Raw genomic sequence first — 22,886 nt, 5'->3', positions numbered from 1 at the left:
GCATTTTACAGCTTGATGTGACGCAGAAGCGAGGAACAGTTGCCATTTGGTGTGCTTTTCAGTGTCTTTACACTTGCATTGCTTGGCGGCGTGCATTGCGCAGCCATGTGTGGAGGAATTGCCATTGCCGTCGAGCAACGGCAGTCCGGGGCGGCTGTCGCGGTCGTTAACGTCGTGCATCGTTCGCGGTTGCACTGGTGGCTGGAACTACTGGTTATGCACGCCGGGCGTCTCACGACCTATGTGCTGCTTGGGGCACTGATGGGGGCGGTGGGCGCGACAGTCTGGAAGCAGGATTACCTGCCAGTGCAGCGCTGGCTCTACGGTGCAGGCAGCCTGTTGCTTGTTCTGACCGGGGTGTGGTTGTTGCGGGGCCGCGTCATGCGGGCAGCGTGGCTCGAACGGCTGGCGGCGCGGGCGGCCTCGTATGTCGTTCAGGGCATCGCGTCGCTGGGTATGCAGATGCCGCTTCGCTTGCGTCGGCACGCGCCCATCATGCGGCGCTATGGGATGGGGTTGGCCTGGGGGCTGGTGCCTTGCGGTATGGTGTACGGCGCACTTGCGCTCGCCTTGTTGGCTGGTAATGCGCCTTCTGGGGCACTTGTCATGGCGGCCTTTGGCATCGGGACGCTGCCGAACCTGCTGGTGATCTCGGGTTTGTCGGGCTACCTGCGGCAACTGTCGCGCCGCCCCAGCGTGCGAGTGGGCGCCGCGCTTATTGTGATCGGTTTTGGGGCGCTGGGTGTCGCACGCGCCGTCTGGCTGCCCGATACGCTGGCCAATCACGGCTTCTGCGTCGTGTTCTAGACTTTTTTGCTGGTTGCAGGGCGGGGCTGGAATGCCATACAATCGCGAAACCACGGTATCGCGCTCCGATGCGCTCGTGGCGTCGCCGGGGCTGCATTCCCGATCTGGGGTGTGTGCCCAGGGGGTCTGGGCAGGTCTGGCTTGCCAGGATCGTCCCCACAGTTCATCCGGTTCACAAGATCTGGTTCCAAAGTCCGATGGGGCTGTGTGGAGAGGTGGCGCCGGTGCCAGGCGAAGTTGCCTGGGCCGATATCGATTGTTTCTTGCCGCCTTGGCGATCTGATTGTCCAGGTGAATGTCCACCCCAAAAGGGAGAGGGTGCGACGCAAGAGGTCCGTTGACTGGCGCAGTCTGTCAGCCCCGGACGATCTCCTGCCGGAACGACCCGGCAATTCGATGCAAAGAAAATGAGGTGCACGGCTGCGCTGCGAAAAGCTGCGAGTTAGCTGCGCGATGAGATGGCGGTGGCTTAGGCCTCGCTGTATCTGCAATCTCCAGTGCTTCAGGATTCGTCCAGAAGCAGGTGCAAAGACAGGCTGCACACAATCACATGAATACCCAAGAGGCGAAGATCGTCCTCGAGACCGCGCTGATCTGTGCGCAGGAGCCGTTGCGCGTTGGTGATCTGCGACGGTTGTTCGCCGACGACGTCGGTGCCGACACCATCCGGGTTCTACTCGAAGAGCTGCGCAACGACTGGCAGCAGCGCGGGGTGGAGCTCGTGGCCCTGGCCAGCGGTTGGCGGTTCCAGAGCCGTCCCGAGATGCGCGAGTTTCTTGACCGACTCAATCCGGAAAAGCCGCCGAAGTACTCGCGTGCCGTGATGGAAACGCTAGCGATCATCGCGTATCGCCAGCCGGTGACGCGCGGTGACATCGAAGAGATCCGGGGCGTGACGGTCAGCACGGAAGTGGTCAAGAAGCTTGAGGATCGGGACTGGATCGAAGTCATCGGTCACCGGGACGTGCCTGGCCGCCCCGCGTTGTACGCAACGACCAAGGCATTCCTGGATGACCTCGGTCTGCGCTCGCTGGATGAGTTACCGCCGCTCGAGGATGCCCAGGCCCAGGCCCAGGCGGCACTGCTGGATCAGCAGGCCATCGATTTCGAGGCGGTCGCGACGGCGAATCCGCCTGCTGGTGACGAGGAAGCCTTTTCGGAGGCTACCGTTGGGGTGGCTGAGACGGGCGAGCCGGCAGTTGAGTCGTTGTCGGTCGAGCCGCAATCCGAAGATCTGTCCGGTGGCGCGAGCGATGCCGCCGGCAATGAAAACGAACAGAACGACAGCGTCGCGCAGTTGCCCGAGGGTGATGGGCATGACGATGACGCGCCGGTGGCCCAGGCCAACGGATTCCATGTGGACACAGAGTCTTCCTCGCAGGAGGACGCCGCAGTTCCGGCTCGCGACGGTGATATGCCGCTGACGACCGAGGACGACGACGAGCGCGTGTCCAACTGAACAACATGCAACATCGATAGTGAATACTTTGTCTGATTCCGCTGAGCAAGACGTCCGCCAGCCGGACGTGCCGGGCGATACCGGCGCAGCCCCCGAGGGTAACGGCGCCGAAGGCGCGCCCCGCCGCAAGGGGCTGCGCCGCGGCCTGCGCAATCTAGTGGCTTCCCGTCGCCAGGCGGGGCAGGACCGCGATGGCCGGGAAACGGGGCGCGACGATGTCGAACCCTCGTCGACTGGCGAAAGCGGCGATGCTTCGCCGGCCGCCGCCCCCGCGCGTGGCCGTGGGCGTCGCAAGCCGGCGCCGGCCGCCGACACGCAGGCAGTTGCTGGTGCCGAGGAGATGGGTGGCGACGCGCAAGCTGGCCAGCCGCGATCGGATCAGCCAGCGCAGGGGGCTCGCAAGCGCCGTCAGCAGCCGCAACGCAAGGCAGCGCTGGTTGATGGTGACAACAAGCCAACCTCACAACAGCCGGGCCGCCGCAACAAGGGTGGTCAGCGCAAGGGTCAACAGCCTGGCGGCAAGCCGGGTGCTGACAGGGGTGACCAGCGTGTCGAGCAGCGCCAGGGCGACAAGCCCGGTCGGCAAGCCGGCAAGGGCGGCGCGAAGACCGCTGCCGGTGGCGAGGATCTGTTCCGTTTCGTGATTTCCGAGCAGTTCGATCAGGAAGACACGATTGTGCCGCGCACCAAGGCCAAGCCGGTGCGCGAACTGTCCGCAGACGACGACGCGCCCAAACTGCACAAGGTGCTGGCGGAGGGTGGACTTGGTTCACGCCGCGAGATGGAAGAACTGATCCTGCAGGGGCGTGTGTCGGTCAATGGCCTGCCTGCCCATATCGGCCAGCGTATTCTGCCGACCGACCAGGTCCGCGTGAACGGCAAGCTGATTCACCGCAAGGTGACGACCAAGCCTCCACGGGTGCTGCTCTATCACAAGCCCTCCGGCGAGATCGTCAGCCAGTCGGATCCGGAAGGCCGTCCGACCGTTTTCGACAGTCTCCCGCGCATCAAGAACGGCAAGTGGGTCGCGGTTGGTCGCCTCGACTTCAATACCGAAGGGCTGCTGATTTTCACCACGTCGGGTGATATCGCGAACCGTTTCATGCACCCGCGCTATGGCGTGGAGCGCGAGTACGCAGTGCGCACGCTGGGCGAACTGGCCGAAGCCGATCGTCAGCGGCTGCTGCATGGCATTCAGCTCGATGATGGCGAGGCAAACTTCCTGCGGATCGCCGATGGCGGTGGCGAGGGCGTGAACCAGTGGTATCACGTGGCGCTGACCGAAGGCCGTAACCGCGAAGTGCGTCGCATGTTCGAGGCCGTCGGTCTGACCGTGTCGCGCCTGATCCGCACGCGTTATGGTCAGTTCCTGCTGCCGCGCGGCTTGAAGCGCGGTCGCTGGCAGGAATTGGACCCGACGGATGTGCGCGGCCTGATGGCCAACATTGGACTGAAGGCGCCGTCCAAGGAAGCACAGAGTGGCGGCAAGGGTGTGACGAAGGTCGGCGGCCGCAAGCAGCGCGAAGAAGCGGCGCTGGCGGGCATGCCGATGCACACCGGCATGGATGGTCTGCCGCGCTACGAGAAGAGCGGTGGCCGGGGTGGTAATGCTGGGGGCGCGGGCCGTGGTCAGCCTGATCCGATGCAGACCTCGATGGGATACATTCCGTCCGGCCCTGCGCCGCTGACGTCGCATACGACCAAGTTTGGCGGCGGGATGGGCGGCGGCCTGCGGGGCCCTGGCGCCGGTGGTGGTCGCGGCGGCGGGCGGGGCGGCAAGGCCGGAAACGCTGGCAATGCGGGCAACGCAGGTGGCAATCGCCAGCGTCGCGGCGGTGGCGAGGTCAATGGAAATGTAATGCCAAAGGCTGCCAAGGGTGCGGGAGGCGGTAGTCGCCGACCGCGCGGCCGAGGTCAGCGTTGATTGACGGATCGGGCGGTGCCGGTAATGGTCGGCAATCGCCCCGATCCGGAGCGGAACCTCGGAGGCTTTTGCCTTTTGGACATAATCCGCGTATAATCAAAGTCTATTCAAAAGTATCATCCTCGGCGAGGATGGGCGAATGATGGGCATTGCGCCCATTTTTTTTTGGTTCGCCCGTTTGCACTTGCGGCTGGTTTTCGTCACATGGCGGGCCGGCAGGATGATTGGGCAGGCAGGACGGTTTGCAGGTCGCGTCGAGCATCAATTCCGAGCGTATTGCGTTGTCCGGTGTCTGCCACGGTATTGAAGGCCACTACTCGGGATTACAGTGCATCTGGCAGATTTGATCGAAACCACCCTTATCGGCATGGGCTACGAGTTGGTTGAGCTTGAGCGTGCCCCGGCCGGACTTCTGCGTGTCTATATCGATCAGCCTGAAACTGGCATCGTCATTGAGGATTGCGAGAAGGTCAGTCGCCAGCTCACTCACGTGCTCACTGTGGAGAACGTTGATTACGAGCGCCTCGAAGTGTCGTCGCCAGGCCTGGACCGGCCGCTGAAGAAGTTGGCCGATTTCGTTCGCTTTGCCGGTGCTGAGGTCAGGGTTACGCTGCGCCTGCCGGTCAATGGCCAGAAGAATTTCGTGGGCATCCTGTGTGAACCCGCAGGAGATGCCGGGGCCGAGAAGATCGGCCTGGAGTTCGAAGGCAAGGACGGTCCGGCACTGCTGGAATTCGCCATATCCGATGTCGATCGCGCACGTTTGGTGCCGGTGATCGACTTCAAGGGAAATCAAAGAAAAGGGAACAAGCAATGAGCCGCGAAGTTCTGTTGCTCGTCGATGCGCTAGCGCGCGAAAAGAACGTCGACAAGGATGTGGTTTTCGGTGCGCTGGAGGCGGCTCTCGCCTCGGCCACCAAGAAACGTTTCGAGGAGGACGTGGATATTCGCGTTCATATCGACCGCGAATCCGGTGAGCACGAGACGTTCCGCCGCTGGCTCGTCGTTCCTGATGAACAGGGTCTGCAGGAGCCGGACAAGCAGATCCTGCTGTTCGAGGCACGCGAGCAGAATGCCGATATCCAGCTCGACGACTACATCGAAGAGCAGATCGAGTCGGTCGAGTTCGGTCGTATCGGCGCGCAGGCGGCCAAACAGGTTATCCTGCAGCGTATTCGTGACGCCGAGCGCGAGCAGATCCTGAACGATTATCTGGATCGTGGCGAAAAGATCATGACCGGCACGGTCAAGCGCGCCGACAAGAAGGGCTTGATCGTCGAGTCGGGCCGCGTGGAAGCGCTGCTGGCACGTGACCAGATCATCCCGAAGGAAAACCTGCGCACCGGCGACCGTGTGCGCGCGTATATCCTCAATGTGGACCGCGCCGCGCGTGGCCCGCAGATCGAACTGTCGCGTACCGCGCCTGAGTTCCTGATCAAGCTCTTCGAGAACGAAGTGCCTGAAATGGAACAGGGCTTGCTGGAGATCAAGGCTGCCGCCCGCGATCCGGGTGTGCGCGCGAAGATCGCCGTCGTGGCGCATGACAAGCGTATCGATCCGATCGGTACCTGTGTGGGCGTGCGAGGCACGCGCGTGACGGCCGTGCGTAACGAGATCGGCGGCGAGGCCGTGGACATCGTGCTGTGGTCGGAGGATCCGGCGCAGTTCGTCATCGGCGCGCTGGCACCGGCACAAGTGCAGTCGATCGTGGTCGACGAAGAGAAGCACAGCATGGACGTGGTGGTCGACGAGGAAAACCTCGCCGTCTCCATCGGCCGCAGTGGTCAGAACGTACGCCTGGCGTCGGAGCTGACCGGCTGGCAGATCAACATCATGACGCAGGAAGAATCGGCGCAGAAGCAGGCCGAGGAAAGCGAAGTGGTGCGCAAGCTGTTCATGGCCAAGCTGGACGTGGACGAGGAAGTGGCGGATATCCTGATCGAGGAAGGCTTCTCCTCGCTGGAAGAAGTGGCCTACGTGCCCATCAGTGAAATGATGGAAATCGAGGCATTCGACGAGGACACCGTCAACGAGCTGCGCAATCGCGCCCGCGATGCGCTGCTGACGATGGAACTGGCCCGGGAAGAAAAGGTGGAAGAGGTGTCGCAGGATCTGCGCTCGCTCGACGGCCTGACGCCCGAGCTGATCGGCAAACTGGCCGAAGGCAACATCCACACACGCGACGACCTGGCCGAGCTGGCCGTGGACGAACTGGTCGAACTGGCCGGCGTGGGCGAGGAAGAAGCCAAGGCGCTGATCATGAAAGCACGGGAACATTGGTTTAACTGAGGGACACGTCCGGGGTGAAGCCTGGACGCGCTTTCCGCACACGAATTGTCCCGACGTAGAAACCGAGCATTGAAAGGGTTTGAATGGCAAGCACAACAGTTGCCCAACTGGCCGCAGAACTGAGCCGCAGCCCTGCTGCACTGCTGGAACAATTGCAGGCAGCTGGGGTGGGCAAAGCAACGCCAGACGACGTCATCACCGAATCGGACAAGACCAGGCTGCTGGATTACCTGAAGCGGTCGCATGGTCAGTCCGACGACAGCGCGCGCAAGAAGATCACGCTGACCAAGCGTGAGACTTCCGAGATCCGCCAATCCGACTCCACCGGCAAGACCCGCACGGTGCAGGTGGAGGTGCGCAAGAAGCGCGTCCTGATCAAGCGTGACGACGTGGAATCTCACGGCGACGGCGCCGACTCCCAGGAATCGGCCGAGGCCGCTGCCGAGGAAGTGCGTCGCGATGAGGAACAGCGCCGCGAGCAGGCCGAGGCCCTGGCACGTCAGGAAGCCGAGGCTCAGGCAGCCCGCGAGGCCGCCGAGCGCGAGGAAGCCGAACGCCGCGCCAAGCAGGAAGCCCTGGAGGCCGAACAGCGCCGCCAGGCCGAACTGCTGGCCCAGAAGGCTGCTGAAGAAGCTGCCGCCGCACAGGCCGCAGCCGACGCCGCCGAGGAAACCGCGCGCGAGAAGGCAGAAGAAGACAAGGCACGTCTGGCCACGGAACGCGCGCAAGCGCAGAAAAATGCCGACGACGCCAAGGCTGCCGTCGACAAGGCGCGCGCCGAGCAGGACAGCGCGAAGGCTGCAGCCGACAAGGCGCGTGCGGAGCAGGATGCTGCCGCCCGTCGCCGTCGCGAAGCCGCCGAAGCGGAAGCGCGCGCGATTCAGCAGATGCTGAATGCGCCGCCACGTGTGCTGAAGGCGCCGTCGGAGCGCAAGGCCGAGGAAAAGAAGGCCGAGCAGACGGGCACGCTGCACAAGCCGGTGAAGCCGGCTGGCGCCACGACCGAAGCGAAGAAGGACGACAAGAAGGCCGCACCGGCTGCCACGACTACCACGGCTGCCGCTGGCGACAAGAAGGGCGCCAAGGGTGGCAAGACCGGAACCTGGCAGGATGAAGGCAGCCGCGGCAAGAAGGGCGGTGGCCTGAAGACGCGCGGCGATTCGTCCGGCGGTGTCGGTGGCTGGCGCAGCGGCCCGCGTGGCCGTGGCGGCAAGCACAATGCCGACGACGCACGCAGCAACTTCCAGGCGCCGACCGAGCCGGTGGTGCGTGAAGTGCACGTGCCGGAAACCGTCTCGGTGGCCGATCTGGCGCACAAGATGGCCGTGAAGGCATCCGAGGTCATCAAGCAGATGATGAAGCTCGGCCAGATGGTGACGATCAACCAGGTGCTGGACCAGGAAACCGCCATGATCGTGGTGGAAGAAATGGGCCACAAGGCGTTCGCCGCCAAGCTGGACGATCCTGAAGCGTTGCTGGTGGTGGATGGCGAGGATCACGGCGATGCCGAGATGCTGCCGCGTCCGCCGGTGGTGACGGTGATGGGCCACGTCGACCACGGCAAGACCTCGCTGCTCGACTACATCCGTCGCACGAAGGTTGCAGCGGGCGAAGCGGGCGGTATTACGCAGCACATCGGTGCCTACCATGTGGAAACCGATCGCGGCGTGATCACGTTCCTGGATACTCCGGGTCACGAGGCCTTTACGGCCATGCGTGCCCGCGGTGCCAAGGCTACCGACATCGTGATTCTGGTAGTGGCCGCCGATGACGGCGTGATGCCGCAGACCAAGGAAGCGATTGCGCACGCCAAGGCTGCCGGTGTGCCGATCGTGGTGGCGATCACCAAGGTCGACAAGCCCGAAGCCAACCCGGACCGCGTCAAGCAGGAACTGGTGGCCGAGCAGGTCGTGCCCGAAGAGTACGGTGGCGAATCGCCGTTCGTGCCTGTTTCGGCCAAGACCGGCCAGGGCATCGACGATCTGCTCGAAAACGTGCTGCTGCAGGCCGAAGTGCTGGAGCTGCGCGCACCGGTGGACGCCCCGGCCAAGGGCCTGGTGGTGGAAGCCCAGCTCGACAAGGGCAAGGGCCCGATCGCGACGATCCTGGTCAGCAGCGGCACGCTCAAGCGTGGCGATGTGGTGCTGGCTGGTAGCGCCTACGGCCGTGTGCGTGCGATGCTGGACGAAAACGGCAAGCCCTCCAAGGAAGCTGGCCCGTCGATCCCGGTGGAAATCCAGGGTCTGTCGGAAGTGCCCGCCGCCGGTGAGGAAGTGCTGGTGCTGCCGGACGAACGCAAGGCGCGCGAAATCGCGCTGTTCCGTCAGGGCAAGTTCCGCGACGTGAAGCTTGCGAAGCAGCAGGCCGCCAAGCTGGAAACGATGCTCGAGCAGATGGCCGAAGGCGAAGTGCAGACGCTGCCGTTGATCGTGAAGGCCGACGTGCAGGGTTCGCAGGAAGCGCTGGTGCAGTCGCTGCAGAAGCTGTCGACGAGCGAAGTGCGCGTGCAGATCGTGCACGGTGGCGTGGGTGGCATCTCGGAGTCGGACGTCAACCTGGCGACGGCATCGAAGGCGGTCATCATCGGCTTCAACGTGCGTGCCGACGCAGGCGCGCGCAAGCTGGCCGAGCACAACGGCATCGACATCCGCTACTACAACATCATTTACGATGCGGTAGACGAGATCAAGGCGGCCATGTCGGGCATGTTGGCACCGGAGAAGCGCGAGACCACGATCGGTCAGGTGGAAGTCCGTCAGGTCTTCCGCGTGCCGAAGGTGGGCGCGGTGGCTGGCTGTATGGTCACCGACGGTCTCATCAAGCGGAACTCGATGGTGCGCGTGCTGCGCAACAACGTGGTTATCCACGATGGCGAACTCGACTCGCTCAAGCGTTTCAAGGACGACGTCAAGGAAGTCAAGCAAGGCTTCGAGTGCGGTTTGTCGATCAAGAACTTCAACGACGTTCAGGAAGGCGACCAGCTCGAGGTGTACGAAATCACAGAGGTGGCGCGTACGCTGTAAGGCGATACGCAAAGACGGCAGGCTCCGGCCTGCCGTTTTCACTTCTGCTCACGCTCAGTTTTGAATGGCCAAGAAAGGCAATATCACCTCCCGTAACCTGCGCCTCTCCGATCAGATCCAGAAGGAGCTGGCGGAGATGATCCAGCGCGAGATCCGCGATCCGCGCCTGGGCCTGGTAACGCTGCAGTCGGTGTCGCTGACGCCCGACTATGCGCATGCCAAGGTCTACTTCACGGTGCTCGGCGCCGAACCCGAGACGGCTGCCGCCATCCTCAAGGAAAAGGCCGGCTACCTCCATTCGTTGCTGTTCAAGCGACTGCATATCCATACCGTGCCGACGCTGCATTTCCATCACGATACGTCGGTGGAGCACGCGATCGAGATGTCGAAGCTGATCAACGAAGCGAACGCTACGCGCGCCAAGGACGACGAGTAAGTCCACGGGTGCCCAAGTGGTGCCGGTGGATGCCGGCACCACGTTTTTCCTCTCCTGCAATGACCGATTCCTCCGCGACCCGACCGCCCCGGCTGCCACGCCGCGACGTGCACGGTGTGCTGCTGCTCGACAAGCCTCTGGGTCTGTCGTCCAACGACGCGCTGGTACGCGCCAAGCGACTGCTGCGCGCGAACAAGGCCGGCCACACGGGCACGCTGGATCCGCTGGCGACTGGACTGCTGCCGCTGTGTTTTGGCGAGGCCACCAAGTTCTCTCAGGATCTGCTTGACGCGGACAAGACCTACGAGGCGAAAGTCCGGCTTGGCGCGACGACGACCACAGGCGATGCCGAGGGCGAGATCGTCGTCGAGCGACTGGTGACATGCGATCACGACGCGCTTGATGCTGCGGTTGCGCGCTTTACCGGAGAGATCGAACAGGTACCGCCGATGTACTCGGCACTCAAGAAGGACGGCAAGCCGCTTTACGAGTATGCCCGGGCCGGGCAGACCGTCGAGCGCGCGGCGCGGCAGGTAACGATTCACGCCATCACGCTGCTGGACGTTGATTTGCCTGCGGCGATGTTCACGATGCGTGTCACATGCAGCAAGGGCACGTACATTCGCACGCTGGCCGAAGATGTCGGCGAGGCGCTGGGTTGCGGCGCGCACCTGATTGGGCTGCGCCGAACCGCCGTCGGTGACCTGACGCTGGAAGGCGCGGTCACGCTCGAGCAGATTGACGCACAGGCTGACGAAGCACGGCCGGGAATGCTCGCGCCTGTTGACGCGCTGCTGCAACGGTGCCCGCCGGTGCATCTCGATGCCGCCGCGATGGGGCGCTTTCTGCAAGGCCAGCGCATCGCACGCCGCGATCTGCCGGAAGGGCAGGTGCCGCCGGATGAGGGCACGCTGGCACGTGTCTATGGCGACGAAGGGCGTCTGCTAGGCGTCGCGCGGATGAAGGAAGGGGCCTTGCGGCCCGAGCGGCTAGTCAAACTCTAGGACGCGGCACAAGCAACGCCCAAGTAAAAAAGGCATCGGATAAACCCGATGCCTTTTTTGTTCGATGTTCGACGTCAGTGCGCTCCGGCTGCTTCCGCGCCGCCGCCGCCCTTGGCGCGCTTGGTCAGCCAGACGAAGCCGATCAGCACGAAGAACAGCACGCCGGAAATCCAGAAGATGTCGTTGGCGCCGAGCATAGATGCCTGCTGCGAGATATTTCGCTCCATCAGGCCGATCGCCTGCATCCGGTTCATCCCCATCGACATCAGGTGGTCGAGCTGTGCCTGGTACGTCGGGTTATACGGATTGATCTGTTCGACCAACTGGGCATGGTGCAGCGCCGAGCGGTTCTCCCAGATCGTCGTCGAGATCGAAGCGCCGATCGCGCCGAACGTGATCCGTACAAAGTTCGACAAACCGGAAGCCGCCGGGATCTTCTCGGCCGGCTGGCCGGACAGGATGATTGACGTCAGCGGGATGAAGAACATTGCCATTGCGGCGCCCTGTATCAGCGTAGGGATGATCAGCGCGCGCGTATCAACGGTTGTGGTAAAGCCAGCACGCATGAAACTGACCACGCCAAACGTAATAAACGCAGCGGTTGCCACCCAGCGAGAGTCGACCTTCGGCAGGATGCGACCGATGATTGGCGACAGGATGATCGCGAAGATCCCCACTGGCGCCATCACCAGACCGGCGTCCGTCGCGGTGTAGCCGATGATGGTCTGCAGCCACAGCGGCAGAATCACCAGGTTGCCGAAGAACAGCCCGTACGCCACGGAGATTGCCACCACGCCTGCGGCGAAGTTGCGTCCCTTGAACAGGTGAATGTCGACGATCGGGTGCTTCTCATAGTTCTCCCAGATCAGGAAGAACAGGAATCCGACTACCGCCACCACCGTCAGCGTCACGATGATCGAGGAATGGAACCAGTCGAGTTCCTTGCCCTTGTCGAGCATGAGCTGCATCGACCCCACCCAGATCACGAGGAGAGCCAGGCCGATGCGGTCGATTGGCAGGATCTTCGTGGGTGTTTCGCGATCACGATAGATTGCCCATGTGGCATACGCGGTCATGATGCCGATCGGCACGTTGATATAGAAGATCCACGGCCATGTCATGTTGTCGGAGATCCAGCCGCCAAGCAGGGGGCCCATGATCGGCGCTACGAGTGTGGTCATGCCCCATAGCGCCAGCGCCATCGAACTCTTGGCAACCGGATAGCTGGCCAGCAGCAGCGACTGCGACAGTGGGATCATCGGCCCGGCTACGGCGCCTTGCAGCACGCGCGCGGCCAGCAGCGTCTCCAGGTTCGGCGCCACGCCGCACAGCCAGGACGAGAGCACGAACAGCAAGATCGACAGCACGAACAATCGCACGGCACCGAAACGCGTGGTCAGCCAGCCCGTCAGCGGCACTGAAATAGCGTTGGCGACGGCGAACGACGTGATGACCCAGGTGCCCTGGTTCGGCGACACGCCGAGGTCGCCCGAGATGGCCGGGATCGACACGTTGGCGATCGACGAGTCGAGCACGTTCATGAACGTAGCCAGCGACAGGGCGATGGTGCCAATGACGAGCTTGCCGCCCGTCAGCGGAGGGGGCGCGGCATGCCGGGCTGGCGCTGGCTTCGGCTTTGGGGCCGGAGCCGCGCCGGAATCCGGCACTGTGGTGATGGAATCTGCCATGGACTTCTCAGGCCGCGAATCAGGTGTTGGCAGGCTTGGCGGCTGCGCGCGCCGCGCTGGCGCCGCCCGGCGCCGCCGGTGCCGGCGTGCGGCCGCCGTTATTGACGGAGATGATGCGGGCGATCAGTTCGTCGGCGTCCTGCGCCACCTTGTCATAGACGTCCGTCTGCAGAGGCCGGGCGTTGGTGGCGGTGACCATCGCGGCGCCTTCTTCCTTGCGCACGTCAACGGTAACGTTCATCGACAGGCCGACACGCAGCGGATGCTCCTTGAGTTGTTGGGCGTCCAGCGCGATACGCACCGGCAGGCGCTGCACCACCTTGATCCAGTTGCCGGTGGCGTTCTGCGCGGGCAGGAGCGAGAACGCCGCCCCGGTACCGGCCGAGAAGCCCTCGACATGGCCCTGGTACTTCACCTTCGAGCCATAGACGTCAGCTTCCAGTTCCACCGGCTGGCCGATGCGCATATGGGTGATCTGCACTTCCTTGAAGTTGGCATCAACCCAGACCTGATCGAGCGGTACCACGGCCATCAGCGGTGTGCCGGCGGCCACGCGCTGGCCAACCTGTACCGAGCGCTTGGCCACGTAGCCGGTGACCGGCGCCGGCAGTGTGGAGCGGGCGAACGACAGGTAGGCCGAACGCAGATTGGCGGCGGCGCGCTGCACGTTCGGGTGCTTTTCCACGGTGGTCTGGTCGGTCAATACCTGATTCGACGCGAGTTGCTCCTTCGAGGCAAGCAGCGCCGACTCGGCTGCTTTCAGTGCGGTCTGGGCGTGCGAGATTTCCTCGCTCGAGACCGCGCCCGAGCCGGCAATCGCCTGGCGGCGGCGCAGGTCATCGCGTGCCTTGGCCACATCGGCATCGCGCAATGCCACGTTCGCAGCCAGCGAAGCGTTGTTCACATAGAGCGTGCGCACTTCACGCACGGCTTGCGCGAGTTGGGCTTCGGCCTGTTCCATGGCTACCTGGGTGTCGGCGCGGTCGAGCTGGATCAGCGGCTGGCCAGCGGTGACGAGTTGCGTGTCGTCGGCGGCGATCGACACCACAGTGCCGCCCACCAGCGGGGTCACCTGGACCACGTTGCCGGCCACATAGGCATCATCGGTGCTTTCGAAGTGCCGGGCGTAGAGGCCCCAGTACAGGCCATAGCCGACGCCGGCCACCACGATCGCGGCAGTGAGCGTCGTGAGCAGGCGCTTGCGCTTGCTGTCACCGGTTGGAGCGGGTTTCTGGCTGGCCGATTGCTGGTTGTTGCTCATATCGATCTCGTACGTATTTTCGTCGTGTCTTGCATTGCCCGGCGTATCAGCCCCGGGTGCCCTTTTCCGTGTTCTGTTCTACGGCGCCGGCTTTTTCGTCGGCTTCCTCGTGATAGCCGCCGCCGAGAGCCTTGATCAGGCCCATCTGCAGATCCAGGCGGCGCGCCTGCAGATCTGTCGCCTGACGGCGTTGCTGCAGCACGGTGCTCTCCGCGTTCAACACGGTCAACTGCGTGCCGAGGCCGGCCTTGTAGCGCGTGGTGGCCAGCGAGTACGCGTGCTCGGCCAGTTCGAGTGCTTCGCGCTGCGTCTTGATCTGCTGATCAACGCTGCGGATGCTGATCACCGTATCGGCGGCCTCGCGCAACGCGTCGACCAGCGTCTGGTTATAGCTGGCCACGGCGATGTCGTACTGCGCGTACTTGCCCTTGAGGTTGGCGCGCAGGCGGCCACCTTCGAAGATCGGCAGGCGCAGCGTCGGGCCGAAGCCGAACGTGCGGCTGACACTCATCAACAGGTTGGCGGGGTCCAGCGACGCCAGGCCGGCGAACGCCGTCAGTGTCACGTCAGGCAGGAATTCCTTCTTGGCGACGCTGATGTCCTTGGACGTGGCCTCCACGCGCCAGCGGGCGGCAACAAGGTCGGGGCGGCGGCCGATCAGGCCGATCGTCAGGTCGTCCGGCAATTGTGGCGTCGGGTTGGCCAGCAGCGTCGGGCGCGTGATCTGCAGGCCGCGGTCCGGGCCCTTGCCGAGCAGCGCGGCGATCTGGTTGCGCGCCAGGGCGATTTCCTCGTCGATGGCCTGCAGTTCCGTTTGCGCCGATGCAACTGTGGCGCGGGCCTGTGTGGTTTCCACTTGGGTGTCGAGGCCGGCGGCCAGCCGCTGACGGGACAGATCGGTAAGGTCCCGGCGCTGGGCGATGGCACGTTCGGCAACGTCTCGCTGCGCGAAGAGCGCGGCCAGTCGGTTGTAGCTGCGTGCGATCGACGTGGTGAGCATCAGGCGTGCGGCCTGGCTCTCAGCCTCCATTGAGCGGTCATCCGACAGGGCGGCTTCGAGCGCGTCGCGATTCTTGCCCCAGAAGTCGAGATCCCAAGACAGCCCGAACTGCAGGCGGGACTGGTTCTGCCAGGAGCCGGCGAGGGGCGTGCCGGTGAAGAGGTCGGTGGCCGAGAAGCGCTGGCGAATGATGCTGCCTTCGAAATCGACGCTCGGGTACAGCGCCGCGCGCGTGGCATCGGCCATTGCGCGCGAGGCCTCCAGGCGTGCCAGCGCGACCTGCAGGTTCGGGTTGTCCTTGACGGCTTCGTCGGCCAGTGCGCGCAGTTGCGGATCATGGAACTGGTCGACCCAGTCCTGTGACGGCCATTGGCCGTGATCAGCGGTGAACGTCTGCGGCGAGGCCATCGTGCCGGGTTCGGCCAACGTCTGCGTGCTGTGCGAATTGCCCAACGCGGCACAGCCGGAAATGACAGCGGCAGCCAGGACCGTCAAGGCCAGGCTGCCGGTGCGGGCCGCAACGCCATTGCGGCCGAGGGTGGAGGAAGGGGAGAGATTCATTGTGTGACTGTGACCAGATCTTGCTTCAACGGGAAGGGCGCTCATCCTCTATTCGAATACTTGTTCAGCGCTATCCTGTGTTCCTGTCGAGCGGACAACTGGCCGCCGACCCAATGCCACCGTTGTTGGCGATCAGCCTTAGCAACATGTCGCGCAGGGTCTCGATTTCTTCCTGGCTGAACCCCACGAAGTGTCGGCGCATCACATTGCAAAACACCACGGGCAGTTTTTCGACCATGGCTTCGCCTTCGGCTGTCAGCGACAGATCTACCACGCGGCGATCATCGTCGCGCCGCGTGCGTTCGATCAGGCCGCGCTTTTCCATGCGGCTCAGGAGGCGGGTCACCGAGCCGGCATCTGTATTGAGATTGCGGGCCAGGTCGGTCACCGTTGTGGCCTCGCCCTTGGCCAGCATCATCAGGCAACTGGCCTGGGCGTGCGTCATGTCCAGGCTGCTGACTTCCTGCTCAACGCCCTGGGAGAGCGCGCTCTTGGCGCGGGCGAGCAGATAGCCGACACTTTTGCCGATTTCGTAGTGATCCGGATCGAACAGGTCGCCGGGTGTGTTTGACGTCATCTCTTGTCGCTGCAATCTTTGCCTGGGCAAATATAAGCATGTGCTGATGATACGGCAACAATAGAAATTTGCCATTGCAGGAAACGCAATGGTGTCCCTTGATCTATTCTGAGCAAAAGCACGTCGTTCCGCGCTGCAACATGCTAGAATGTTGGGTTAATTTTTTCGATCGCTCCGCCTTCAGGGGACGCCGCAATGACCCGCGCCATCCGTAATATCGCCATCATCGCTCACGTTGATCATGGCAAGACCACCCTGGTCGACCAACTCCTGCGCCAGGCAGGCACCTTCCGCGAGAACCAGCAAATCGCCGAACGGGTGATGGACTCGAACGACCTGGAAAAGGAACGCGGGATCACCATCCTCGCGAAGAACTGTGCCGTCGAGTACAACGGCACGCACATCAATATCGTGGACACCCCGGGCCACGCCGACTTCGGCGGTGAAGTGGAGCGCGTGCTGTCGATGGTCGACGGCGTGCTGCTGCTGGTGGATGCCGTGGAAGGCCCGATGCCGCAGACGCGTTTCGTGACGCGCAAGGCACTGGCCCTGGGCCTGAAGCCGATCGTCGTGATCAACAAGGTTGACCGTCCGGGCGCCCGTCCTGACTGGGTGATCAACCAGACCTTCGACCTGTTCGACAAGCTCGGCGCCAACGACGAGCAGCTGGACTTCACCGTGGTGTACGCCTCGGGCCTGAACGGCTATGCCGGCCTGACCGAAGACGTGCGCGACGGCGACATGAAGCCGCTGTTCGAAACCGTGCTGGACAAGGTGCCGGTGCGTAACGATGACCCGAATGGTCCGCTGCAGATGCAAATCATCTCGCTGGACTACTCGAGCTACGTCGGCAAGATCGGCGTCGGCCGTATCTCGCGTGGCCGCGCCAAGCCGCTGCAGGACGTGGTGGTCAAGTTCGGTCCGGAAGGTAACCCGATCAAGGGCCGTATCAACCAGGTGCTGAAGTTCAGCGGCCTGGAGCGCGAGATTGTGGCCGAGGCGGAAGCCGGCGACATCGTGCTGATCAACGGTATCGAGGAACTGGGCATTGGCTGCACCGTGTGCGCCCCCGAGGCTCTGGACGCGCTGCCGATGCTGAAGGTGGACGAGCCGACGCTGACGATGAACTTCTGCGTCAACACGTCGCCGCTGGCCGGCCGCGAAGGCAAGTTCGTGACCAGCCGCCAGCTGCGCGAGCGTCTGGACCGCGAGCTGAAGTCGAACGTGGCGCTGCGCGTGGCCGAAACTGGCGACGATACGATCTTCGAAGTCTCGGGTCGTGGCGAACTGCACCTGACCATCCTGCTGGAAAACATGCGCCGTGAAGGCTACGAGCTGGCCGTGTCGCGCCCGCGCGTGGTGTTCAAGGAAATCGACGGCGTCAAGAACGAGCCGTACGAACTGCTGACCGTGGACGTGGAAGACGGCCACCAGGGTTCGGTGATGGAAGAGCTGGGCCGCCGCAAGGGTGAACTGCTCGATATGGCATCGGACGGCAAGGGCCGCACCCGCCTGGAATACCGCATTCCGGCGCGTGGCCTGATCGGCTTCCAGGGTGAATTCCTGACGCTGACGCGTGGTACCGGCCTGATCAGCCACATCTTCGACGACTACGCGCCGGTGCGCGAAGGCGGCCTGGGTGAACGCCACAATGGCGTGCTGATCTCGCAGGACGATGGCGACGCCGTGGCCTACGCACTATGGAAGCTGCAGGATCGCGGCCGCATGTTCGTGAAGCCGGGCGATGCGCTGTACGAAGGCATGATCATCGGCATCCACAGCCGTGACAACGACCTCGTCGTGAACCCGATCAAGGGCAAGCAGCTGACCAACGTCCGTGCTTCGGGTACCGACGAAGCCGTACGACTGGTACCGCCGATCCAGATGTCGCTCGAGTACGCGGTGGAATTCATCGCCGACGACGAACTGGTGGAGATCACGCCGAAGAGCATCCGTCTGCGCAAGCGCCACCTGAAGGAGCACGAGCGCAAGCGCGCCTCGCGCGAATCGGTGGCCTGACAGGCATCCGCTTGAAGAAAAAACCGCGCCCGGTGTGGCGCGGTTTTTTTATGGGCGCTTGCCGTCTCCAAGTGCGCAGGTTCGTATCAGATCGCGTCGGAGCGCTGTCCGTGCTCGGCAGCGGGCGTTTGGCCCGCGCTGGGCATCAATGCGGATCGAGGGCTGCGCCACTCGGGCGGCTTCCACAGGTATCGTGGGTCACGCTCGCGCCAGGCATCGGCAAACATGTCGCGCCATTCGTGGAATGTCAGCGTCAGCGGGTTGTAGGTGCAGACCTGCCGCGTAATGCCGTACTGCGGCGCTTCCTCTTCGGGCACGAAGGTGCCGAACATCCGGTCCCAGATCGTCAGAACCCCGGCGTAGTTGCGGTCGATGTATTGAGGATTCTTCGCATGGTGGACGCGATGGACCGATGGCGTGTTGACGAGTCTCTCAACCAGCGGCCAGCGTCGCCCCAGTCGCGTGTGCACGAAAAACTGAAACGCCAGGTTCAGTCCCACTGCAAGGATCACCCAGTCAGGCGTGAAGCCGACGAGTGCCAGAGGGATCCAGAAAATCCACATGCCGGAGATCGGGTAGGTCAGGCTCTGCCGGAAAGCCGTCGAGAAGTTCATGCCCTCCGACGAGTGATGCGCCACGTGCGAAGCCCACATCCAGCGCACCTGGTGGCTGGCACGATGGAACCAGTAGTAGAGGAAGTCCTGCAAGATCAATAGCAGCGCGAACGACCACCAGGTCTCCGGCACCGCACGAAGCCCGTGGGCGTAGCACCACGTGTAGACCGTGCGAACCATCAGCCAGAGAAACAGCGCATCGGATGCCTGATGCATCAGTGCGAGCGTGGCATTCGAGAGCGTGTCGCGCCAGCTATAGACCGAGCGATCGCGCTTCCACCAGTACCAGGCTTCCCAACCTATCGTCAGCACGAAGACCGGCGCAAAGGCCAGGAGAATCAGGCCGGGATCGAACGCCTCGGGGGCAGGGGTTTGCGGTGTCATGGGCGACAGTGTGCATATTTTTCGCAGTTTCGCATGGAGGGATTCCTCCATACGCATACGCGCATCGGGGTTTCCCGTGTTGTGCCGTGGCAGGCGCTTTGGCGGGTCTGTCGTAGAATCGCTGCCTGCAATGATGGAGACAGAAATGACGGAGTTTGTATCGACCCAGGTGCAGGGCGGCGTGGCGTATCTGACACTGACCCGGCCGCAGGCCCTCAACGCGCTGTCGCTCGAGATGATTCGCGCGATCACCGGTGCGCTGCAAAGCTGGGAGAACGATCCCGCAGTCCACGCGATGGTAGTGGCTGGCGCGGGCGGCAAGGCATTCTGCGCCGGCGGCGATATCCGCTGGTTCTACCAGGCGCACCAGGCGAACGATCCGCTGCTGGATCAGTTCTTCGTTGAGGAATACGCGCTCAACCATCTGATTCATCGCTATGCCAAGCCTTACATCGCGCTGATGGATGGCGTGGTCATGGGCGGTGGTATGGGGATCTCGCAGGGCGCGCGGCTGCGCATCGTCACCGAGCGGACGAAAATGGCGATGCCGGAGACCAATATCGGTCTGTTCCCCGATGTTGGCGGTGGATGGTTCCTGGCACGCACGCAAGGTCATATCGGCGAGTACCTGGGCCTTACCGGCGCGGTGATCGGCGCGGCCGATGCTATTTACGCGAAGCTGGCCGATGCCTATCTGCCAACGAACGCGATCGCCGAGATGGTTGCATCGCTGCAGGCGCGGCAGTTCACCAGTGGCGAAGCGGTACTCGAGCAGATTGCGTCGTTCACGCGCCAGCACGCCGACGCCTGCGTACCATCCACCAGCCAGCTGGCTTCGAATGCTGCCCTGATCGATACCTTGTTCGCAGGCGCCTCCGCACAGGCGATCCTGGCAGCTGTCAGCGACGCCGAAGGCGATTGGGCCGCGCAAACCGCCGCCACGCTGCGTAGCCGCTCACCGCTGATGCTCTGCGTCACGCTCGAACAGATCCGCCGTGCTCGCACGATGTCGCTCGAAGATGAGCTGCGGATGGAGCTCGACATGATGCATGACGTGTTCCGTCACGGCGACGGCATCGAGGGAATTCGCGCGCTGGTGATCGACAAGGACCACCAGCCGAAGTGGAATCCGCCACGCCTGGACGAGGTGAGTGGGGCACGCGTGCGTGCGTTCTTCGATAGTCCATGGCGCAAGGATGACCATCCCTTGGCTACGCTGGGCGCGTAAGTCGAGTAGAGTGTCGGCTGGACTGGCCCGCAGCGTTGTCGCGGACCAGGCTTCTCTTCGTTCGAACTCGTTCAAGCAGTGAAAGGAACCGTTATGAGCAATCCTCGCGATGTTGCCGTATTGGTGGGAAGCCTGCGCAAGGACTCCTTCAACCTGAAACTGGCCAAGGCCCTCGCGGCGCTCGCGCCGCCGCAGCTGAAGCTCGAGATTGTCGAGATCCGGCAGCTGTCGTTGTACAACCAGGACGACGATGCCAATCCGCCGGCGGAATGGGTGGTGTTCCGCGACCGTGTCCGTCGTGCTGACGCCGTGTTGTTTGTGACACCCGAGTACAACCGCTCGGTGCCAGCTGCGCTCAAGAACGCGATCGACGTTGGCTCGCGCCCCTATGGTCAGAGCGCCTGGGATGGCAAGCCGGGCGGCGTGATCAGCGCATCGCCGGGCAATATCGGCGGTTTCGGCGCCAACCACCATCTACGCCAGTCGCTGGTGTTCCTGAATGTCCCGGTGCTGCAGCAGCCCGAGGCCTATATCAGTGGCGTGGACAAGCTCTTTGACGATCATGGCAATATCGCCAACGAATCCACGCGTGGCTTCCTGAACAAGTACCTGACGACTTTCGCGGCCTGGGTAGAAAGGAACGCACCGCGCTGATTGCAGCGGATAGCAGTCCGAGTATCGTGACGGCGCCTTTGGGCGCCGTTCTTGTTGGCAGCTGCGCTGATGTGTGGGCTCTCCATCGAGTCGTCGGGGAGAGGCCTGCTCGGGTGTCATGCAGCCTCCGCGGACGTGGCAGATGGTGCCAGCGATCCTAATTTCCCAGATTGCGGAGTCACGCCCAAAGCCCGTACGGTTCACGCCGCGCGGGCTTTTTTGCATTTTCCTGTATCAATGCACTGCAGATCCGCGTATAGTTCGCCCCGCGGGGTGGAGCAGTTGGCAGCTCGTCGGGCTCATAACCCGAAGGTCGCAGGTTCAAGTCCTGCCCCCGCAACCAATACCAGCAAGGCTTTGCAGCCAATTGCCCAAAAATTAGCAAATCGTTGCTATCGAATTTGGGCACTATTTGGGCAAAGTCGGCGGAAATCCGGCAGACAAGCAACCCGCTACGGCGGGTTTTTTGTTGCCCGTCTCCCGCGCAAACTCCCCTTCCTACCAGCCACCGGGCCGCAGGGCACCCGCGCGCAGTGTGTCATCGCCTTGCGCGGGGTCGGATGTTGGCGCGGCGTAGCGTGTCTGTCCGCCCTCGGTACGTCCGGTCAGCACGGCGCCGGCCTCGGCCATTGCCCGGAGCGTTTCCGTGACCGTGGGGCGGCTCACACCGGCCAGCGCCTTTGCCACCCGCCCAGCGGACAGCGGAGCCGGCGCCTGGGCAAGCACCGCCAGCACCTTGCCCGGCAGGGCGTCGCTTTTCGGCTTGCGGCGCGACAGCTTCATGTCCTCGCCCGACAGGTCGGCGGTGACATGGGCAAAGGCTCCTGCGGCGGCGTCGGGCATGGCTCCCCCTCGGCGTGGACTGCGGATGCCGTCAAGAATAGCCAGCCCGGCGACAGACAGAATGCCGGGTCCGACGATGTGACGGGAGCGCACGGCGCCTGTGCTAGCGTTCCCACCACCTAGTTTTTTCATCTCAGGCCATGTCCTCCATTCGTTGCCAAGAACTCTTGCGCCTATACGACATCCACATTTCCAACGCCCTTGCACGGCAGTTTGCCGGTGCCATTGGCAAGGCGCCCGACACTGGCGAGAATGTACTATTGATGCTCGTGCAAACCGACGAGCTACTGAACAAGAATGGTGCTGTGGAGGCCGACAGGCTGGACCCACGGTGGAGCGCATGGGACAAACGGAAAGAGGCGGCGATGTTCTATGGTGGCCTGGACGAGGCACGCGCCAAAAATCTACCGGTGCACGTCTATTTCGGATACCGAACTAGTCCAAACGCACCGACGAAATATGTAGAGCCGCCCACCGTTAGCCGCCTTGCCCTTTGGGATGGTCGGCGCTACCGGACAGAACCGGTCAGGGCAACCCATCCATAATTTATCTGTGGTATCAGGGCACAAATTGGCGACATTCCTAGCGGAGAATGCTTGAATGACACACTCCTTTCTCGCCTTGTTGTTGGCAACGGCTGTAGCGACTGCCTACGCCTCCGATGGCGATTATTTTGCCTCCGCACCCACATGGGGTGGTAGCCACATCGACCTTTACAAGCTGCCCTGCAAATCCGGCTTGGGTGACAAGATAGCCAAGCAATGGGGTGGTTCCACCCCTCCCCGTGAGGGCTGTTACAGCATCATCGGCCAGACTGTACAAATTAATTGGCCGCAAGCTGACGGCAAGACCAAAACCCATACTTATTACTTGCACCAATTCAAGGACCCGGACGATATCGCCTACTAACCGGGATTTGGTGCCCGTGCGCGTGGGCTGGTGGGCAATTTGCCCACCAGCCCCCAAGGCCGCCCGCTCTTCGGAAACCGTGTGATGCGACACCCCTAGCGCCTTGGCTACTTGCCGGTCCGATTTCTCCGGGATTTCTTTTAATTGGGCCGCGATGTGCTCGCGCTTCTGCGCCGTGGCCATGTGGCGGCGGTAGGTGCCGCAGG

General features: G+C 63.1%; 19 protein-coding genes and 1 tRNA gene. 14 read left to right on the top strand and 6 right to left on the bottom strand.

Going from position 1 to position 22,886, the window contains the following annotated elements:
* The first annotated feature begins 39 nt into the window (after positions 1–39).
* From RMET_RS10190 to truB, 8 genes are all read left to right on the top strand, one after another.
* Positions 40–807 (top strand): sulfite exporter TauE/SafE family protein, encoded by a 768-nt coding sequence (locus RMET_RS10190; protein WP_011516750.1) that lies wholly within the window; start codon positions 40–42, stop codon positions 805–807.
* A gap of 550 nt (positions 808–1,357) precedes the next feature.
* Complete coding sequence (scpB, locus tag RMET_RS10185) at positions 1,358–2,266, top strand: SMC-Scp complex subunit ScpB (RefSeq protein WP_011516749.1); 909 nt, start codon at positions 1,358–1,360, stop codon at positions 2,264–2,266.
* Positions 2,267–2,294: 28 nt separating this feature from the next.
* Positions 2,295–4,190: a 23S rRNA pseudouridine(2605) synthase RluB gene (gene rluB, locus RMET_RS10180; protein WP_011516748.1), complete on the top strand. Its 1,896-nt coding sequence runs from the start codon at positions 2,295–2,297 to the stop codon at positions 4,188–4,190.
* A gap of 328 nt (positions 4,191–4,518) precedes the next feature.
* Positions 4,519–5,007 (top strand): ribosome maturation factor RimP, encoded by a 489-nt coding sequence (gene rimP, locus RMET_RS10175; protein WP_011516747.1) that lies wholly within the window; start codon positions 4,519–4,521, stop codon positions 5,005–5,007.
* Positions 5,004–6,479 carry a transcription termination factor NusA gene (gene nusA / locus RMET_RS10170; protein WP_008650614.1) on the top strand — a complete coding sequence of 492 codons (1,476 nt, stop codon included), beginning with the start codon at positions 5,004–5,006 and terminating at the stop codon, positions 6,477–6,479. Before rimP ends, nusA begins: the two co-directional genes overlap by 4 nt.
* 83 nt (positions 6,480–6,562) lie before the next feature.
* The gene (gene infB, locus RMET_RS10165) at positions 6,563–9,502 is read left to right on the top strand and encodes a translation initiation factor IF-2 (protein ID WP_011516746.1); all 2,940 of its coding nucleotides are present in this window, start codon (positions 6,563–6,565) and stop codon (positions 9,500–9,502) included.
* A gap of 64 nt (positions 9,503–9,566) precedes the next feature.
* The gene (gene rbfA, locus RMET_RS10160; protein ID WP_011516745.1) at positions 9,567–9,938 is read left to right on the top strand and encodes a 30S ribosome-binding factor RbfA; all 372 of its coding nucleotides are present in this window, start codon (positions 9,567–9,569) and stop codon (positions 9,936–9,938) included.
* 59 nt (positions 9,939–9,997) lie between these two features.
* Positions 9,998–10,942 (top strand): tRNA pseudouridine(55) synthase TruB, encoded by a 945-nt coding sequence (gene truB / locus RMET_RS10155; RefSeq protein ID WP_011516744.1) that lies wholly within the window; start codon positions 9,998–10,000, stop codon positions 10,940–10,942.
* Positions 10,943–11,016: 74 nt separating this feature from the next.
* Here truB and RMET_RS10150 read toward each other — a convergent pair whose 3' ends face one another.
* The 4 genes from RMET_RS10150 to RMET_RS10135 all read right to left on the bottom strand — a co-directional run bounded on the left by RMET_RS10150 (position 11,017) and on the right by RMET_RS10135 (position 16,029).
* On the bottom strand, positions 11,017–12,630 hold the full coding sequence (locus tag RMET_RS10150; protein ID WP_011516743.1) for a DHA2 family efflux MFS transporter permease subunit: 1,614 nt from the start codon (positions 12,628–12,630) through the stop codon (positions 11,017–11,019).
* Positions 12,631–12,649: 19 nt separating this feature from the next.
* The gene (locus tag RMET_RS10145) at positions 12,650–13,891 is read right to left on the bottom strand and encodes an HlyD family secretion protein (protein WP_011516742.1); all 1,242 of its coding nucleotides are present in this window, start codon (positions 13,889–13,891) and stop codon (positions 12,650–12,652) included.
* Between the two features lie 46 nt (positions 13,892–13,937).
* Entirely contained in the window at positions 13,938–15,452 is a 1,515-nt protein-coding gene (locus RMET_RS10140) for an AdeC/AdeK/OprM family multidrug efflux complex outer membrane factor (protein WP_035820801.1), read from the bottom strand.
* Between the two features lie 70 nt (positions 15,453–15,522).
* On the bottom strand, positions 15,523–16,029 hold the full coding sequence (locus RMET_RS10135) for a MarR family winged helix-turn-helix transcriptional regulator (protein ID WP_035820798.1): 507 nt from the start codon (positions 16,027–16,029) through the stop codon (positions 15,523–15,525).
* 195 nt (positions 16,030–16,224) lie between these two features.
* Between RMET_RS10135 and typA the strand changes: the two genes are divergently transcribed.
* Positions 16,225–18,048 carry a translational GTPase TypA gene (gene typA, locus RMET_RS10130; RefSeq protein ID WP_011516738.1) on the top strand — a complete coding sequence of 608 codons (1,824 nt, stop codon included), beginning with the start codon at positions 16,225–16,227 and terminating at the stop codon, positions 18,046–18,048.
* 86 nt (positions 18,049–18,134) lie between these two features.
* Here the strand turns inward: typA and RMET_RS10125 are convergent, their stop codons facing one another.
* Positions 18,135–19,046, bottom strand: coding sequence for a sterol desaturase family protein (locus RMET_RS10125; RefSeq protein WP_035820795.1), 912 nt, complete (start codon positions 19,044–19,046; stop codon positions 18,135–18,137).
* Between the two features lie 145 nt (positions 19,047–19,191).
* Here RMET_RS10125 and RMET_RS10120 point away from each other — a divergent pair, with 145 nt between their 5' ends.
* The 3 genes from RMET_RS10120 to RMET_RS10110 all read left to right on the top strand — a co-directional run bounded on the left by RMET_RS10120 (position 19,192) and on the right by RMET_RS10110 (position 21,271).
* Positions 19,192–20,274, top strand: coding sequence for an enoyl-CoA hydratase/isomerase family protein (locus RMET_RS10120; RefSeq protein WP_029309788.1), 1,083 nt, complete (start codon positions 19,192–19,194; stop codon positions 20,272–20,274).
* Positions 20,275–20,367: 93 nt separating this feature from the next.
* Positions 20,368–20,928: an NADPH-dependent FMN reductase gene (locus RMET_RS10115; RefSeq protein WP_011516735.1), complete on the top strand. Its 561-nt coding sequence runs from the start codon at positions 20,368–20,370 to the stop codon at positions 20,926–20,928.
* Positions 20,929–21,195: 267 nt separating this feature from the next.
* Positions 21,196–21,271: transfer RNA gene (locus tag RMET_RS10110), tRNA-Met, on the top strand.
* A 155-nt stretch (positions 21,272–21,426) separates the two neighbouring features.
* Here RMET_RS10110 and RMET_RS10105 read toward each other — a convergent pair.
* Positions 21,427–21,771 (bottom strand): hypothetical protein, encoded by a 345-nt coding sequence (locus tag RMET_RS10105; protein WP_029310307.1) that lies wholly within the window; start codon positions 21,769–21,771, stop codon positions 21,427–21,429.
* A gap of 140 nt (positions 21,772–21,911) precedes the next feature.
* Here RMET_RS10105 and RMET_RS10100 point away from each other — a divergent pair, with 140 nt between their 5' ends.
* Both RMET_RS10100 and RMET_RS34145 read left to right on the top strand, forming a co-directional pair.
* Positions 21,912–22,316: a hypothetical protein gene (locus tag RMET_RS10100; protein WP_011516733.1), complete on the top strand. Its 405-nt coding sequence runs from the start codon at positions 21,912–21,914 to the stop codon at positions 22,314–22,316.
* A gap of 55 nt (positions 22,317–22,371) precedes the next feature.
* A complete protein-coding gene (locus RMET_RS34145) occupies positions 22,372–22,680 on the top strand; it encodes a hypothetical protein (protein WP_011516732.1) in 309 nt (102 codons plus the stop codon).
* Positions 22,681–22,886 lie beyond the last annotated feature (206 nt).

It is taken from the genome of Cupriavidus metallidurans CH34 (assembly GCF_000196015.1).
Lineage (GTDB): Bacteria > Pseudomonadota > Gammaproteobacteria > Burkholderiales > Burkholderiaceae > Cupriavidus > Cupriavidus metallidurans.
This window is presented reverse-complemented; position numbering and strand designations above follow the sequence as displayed.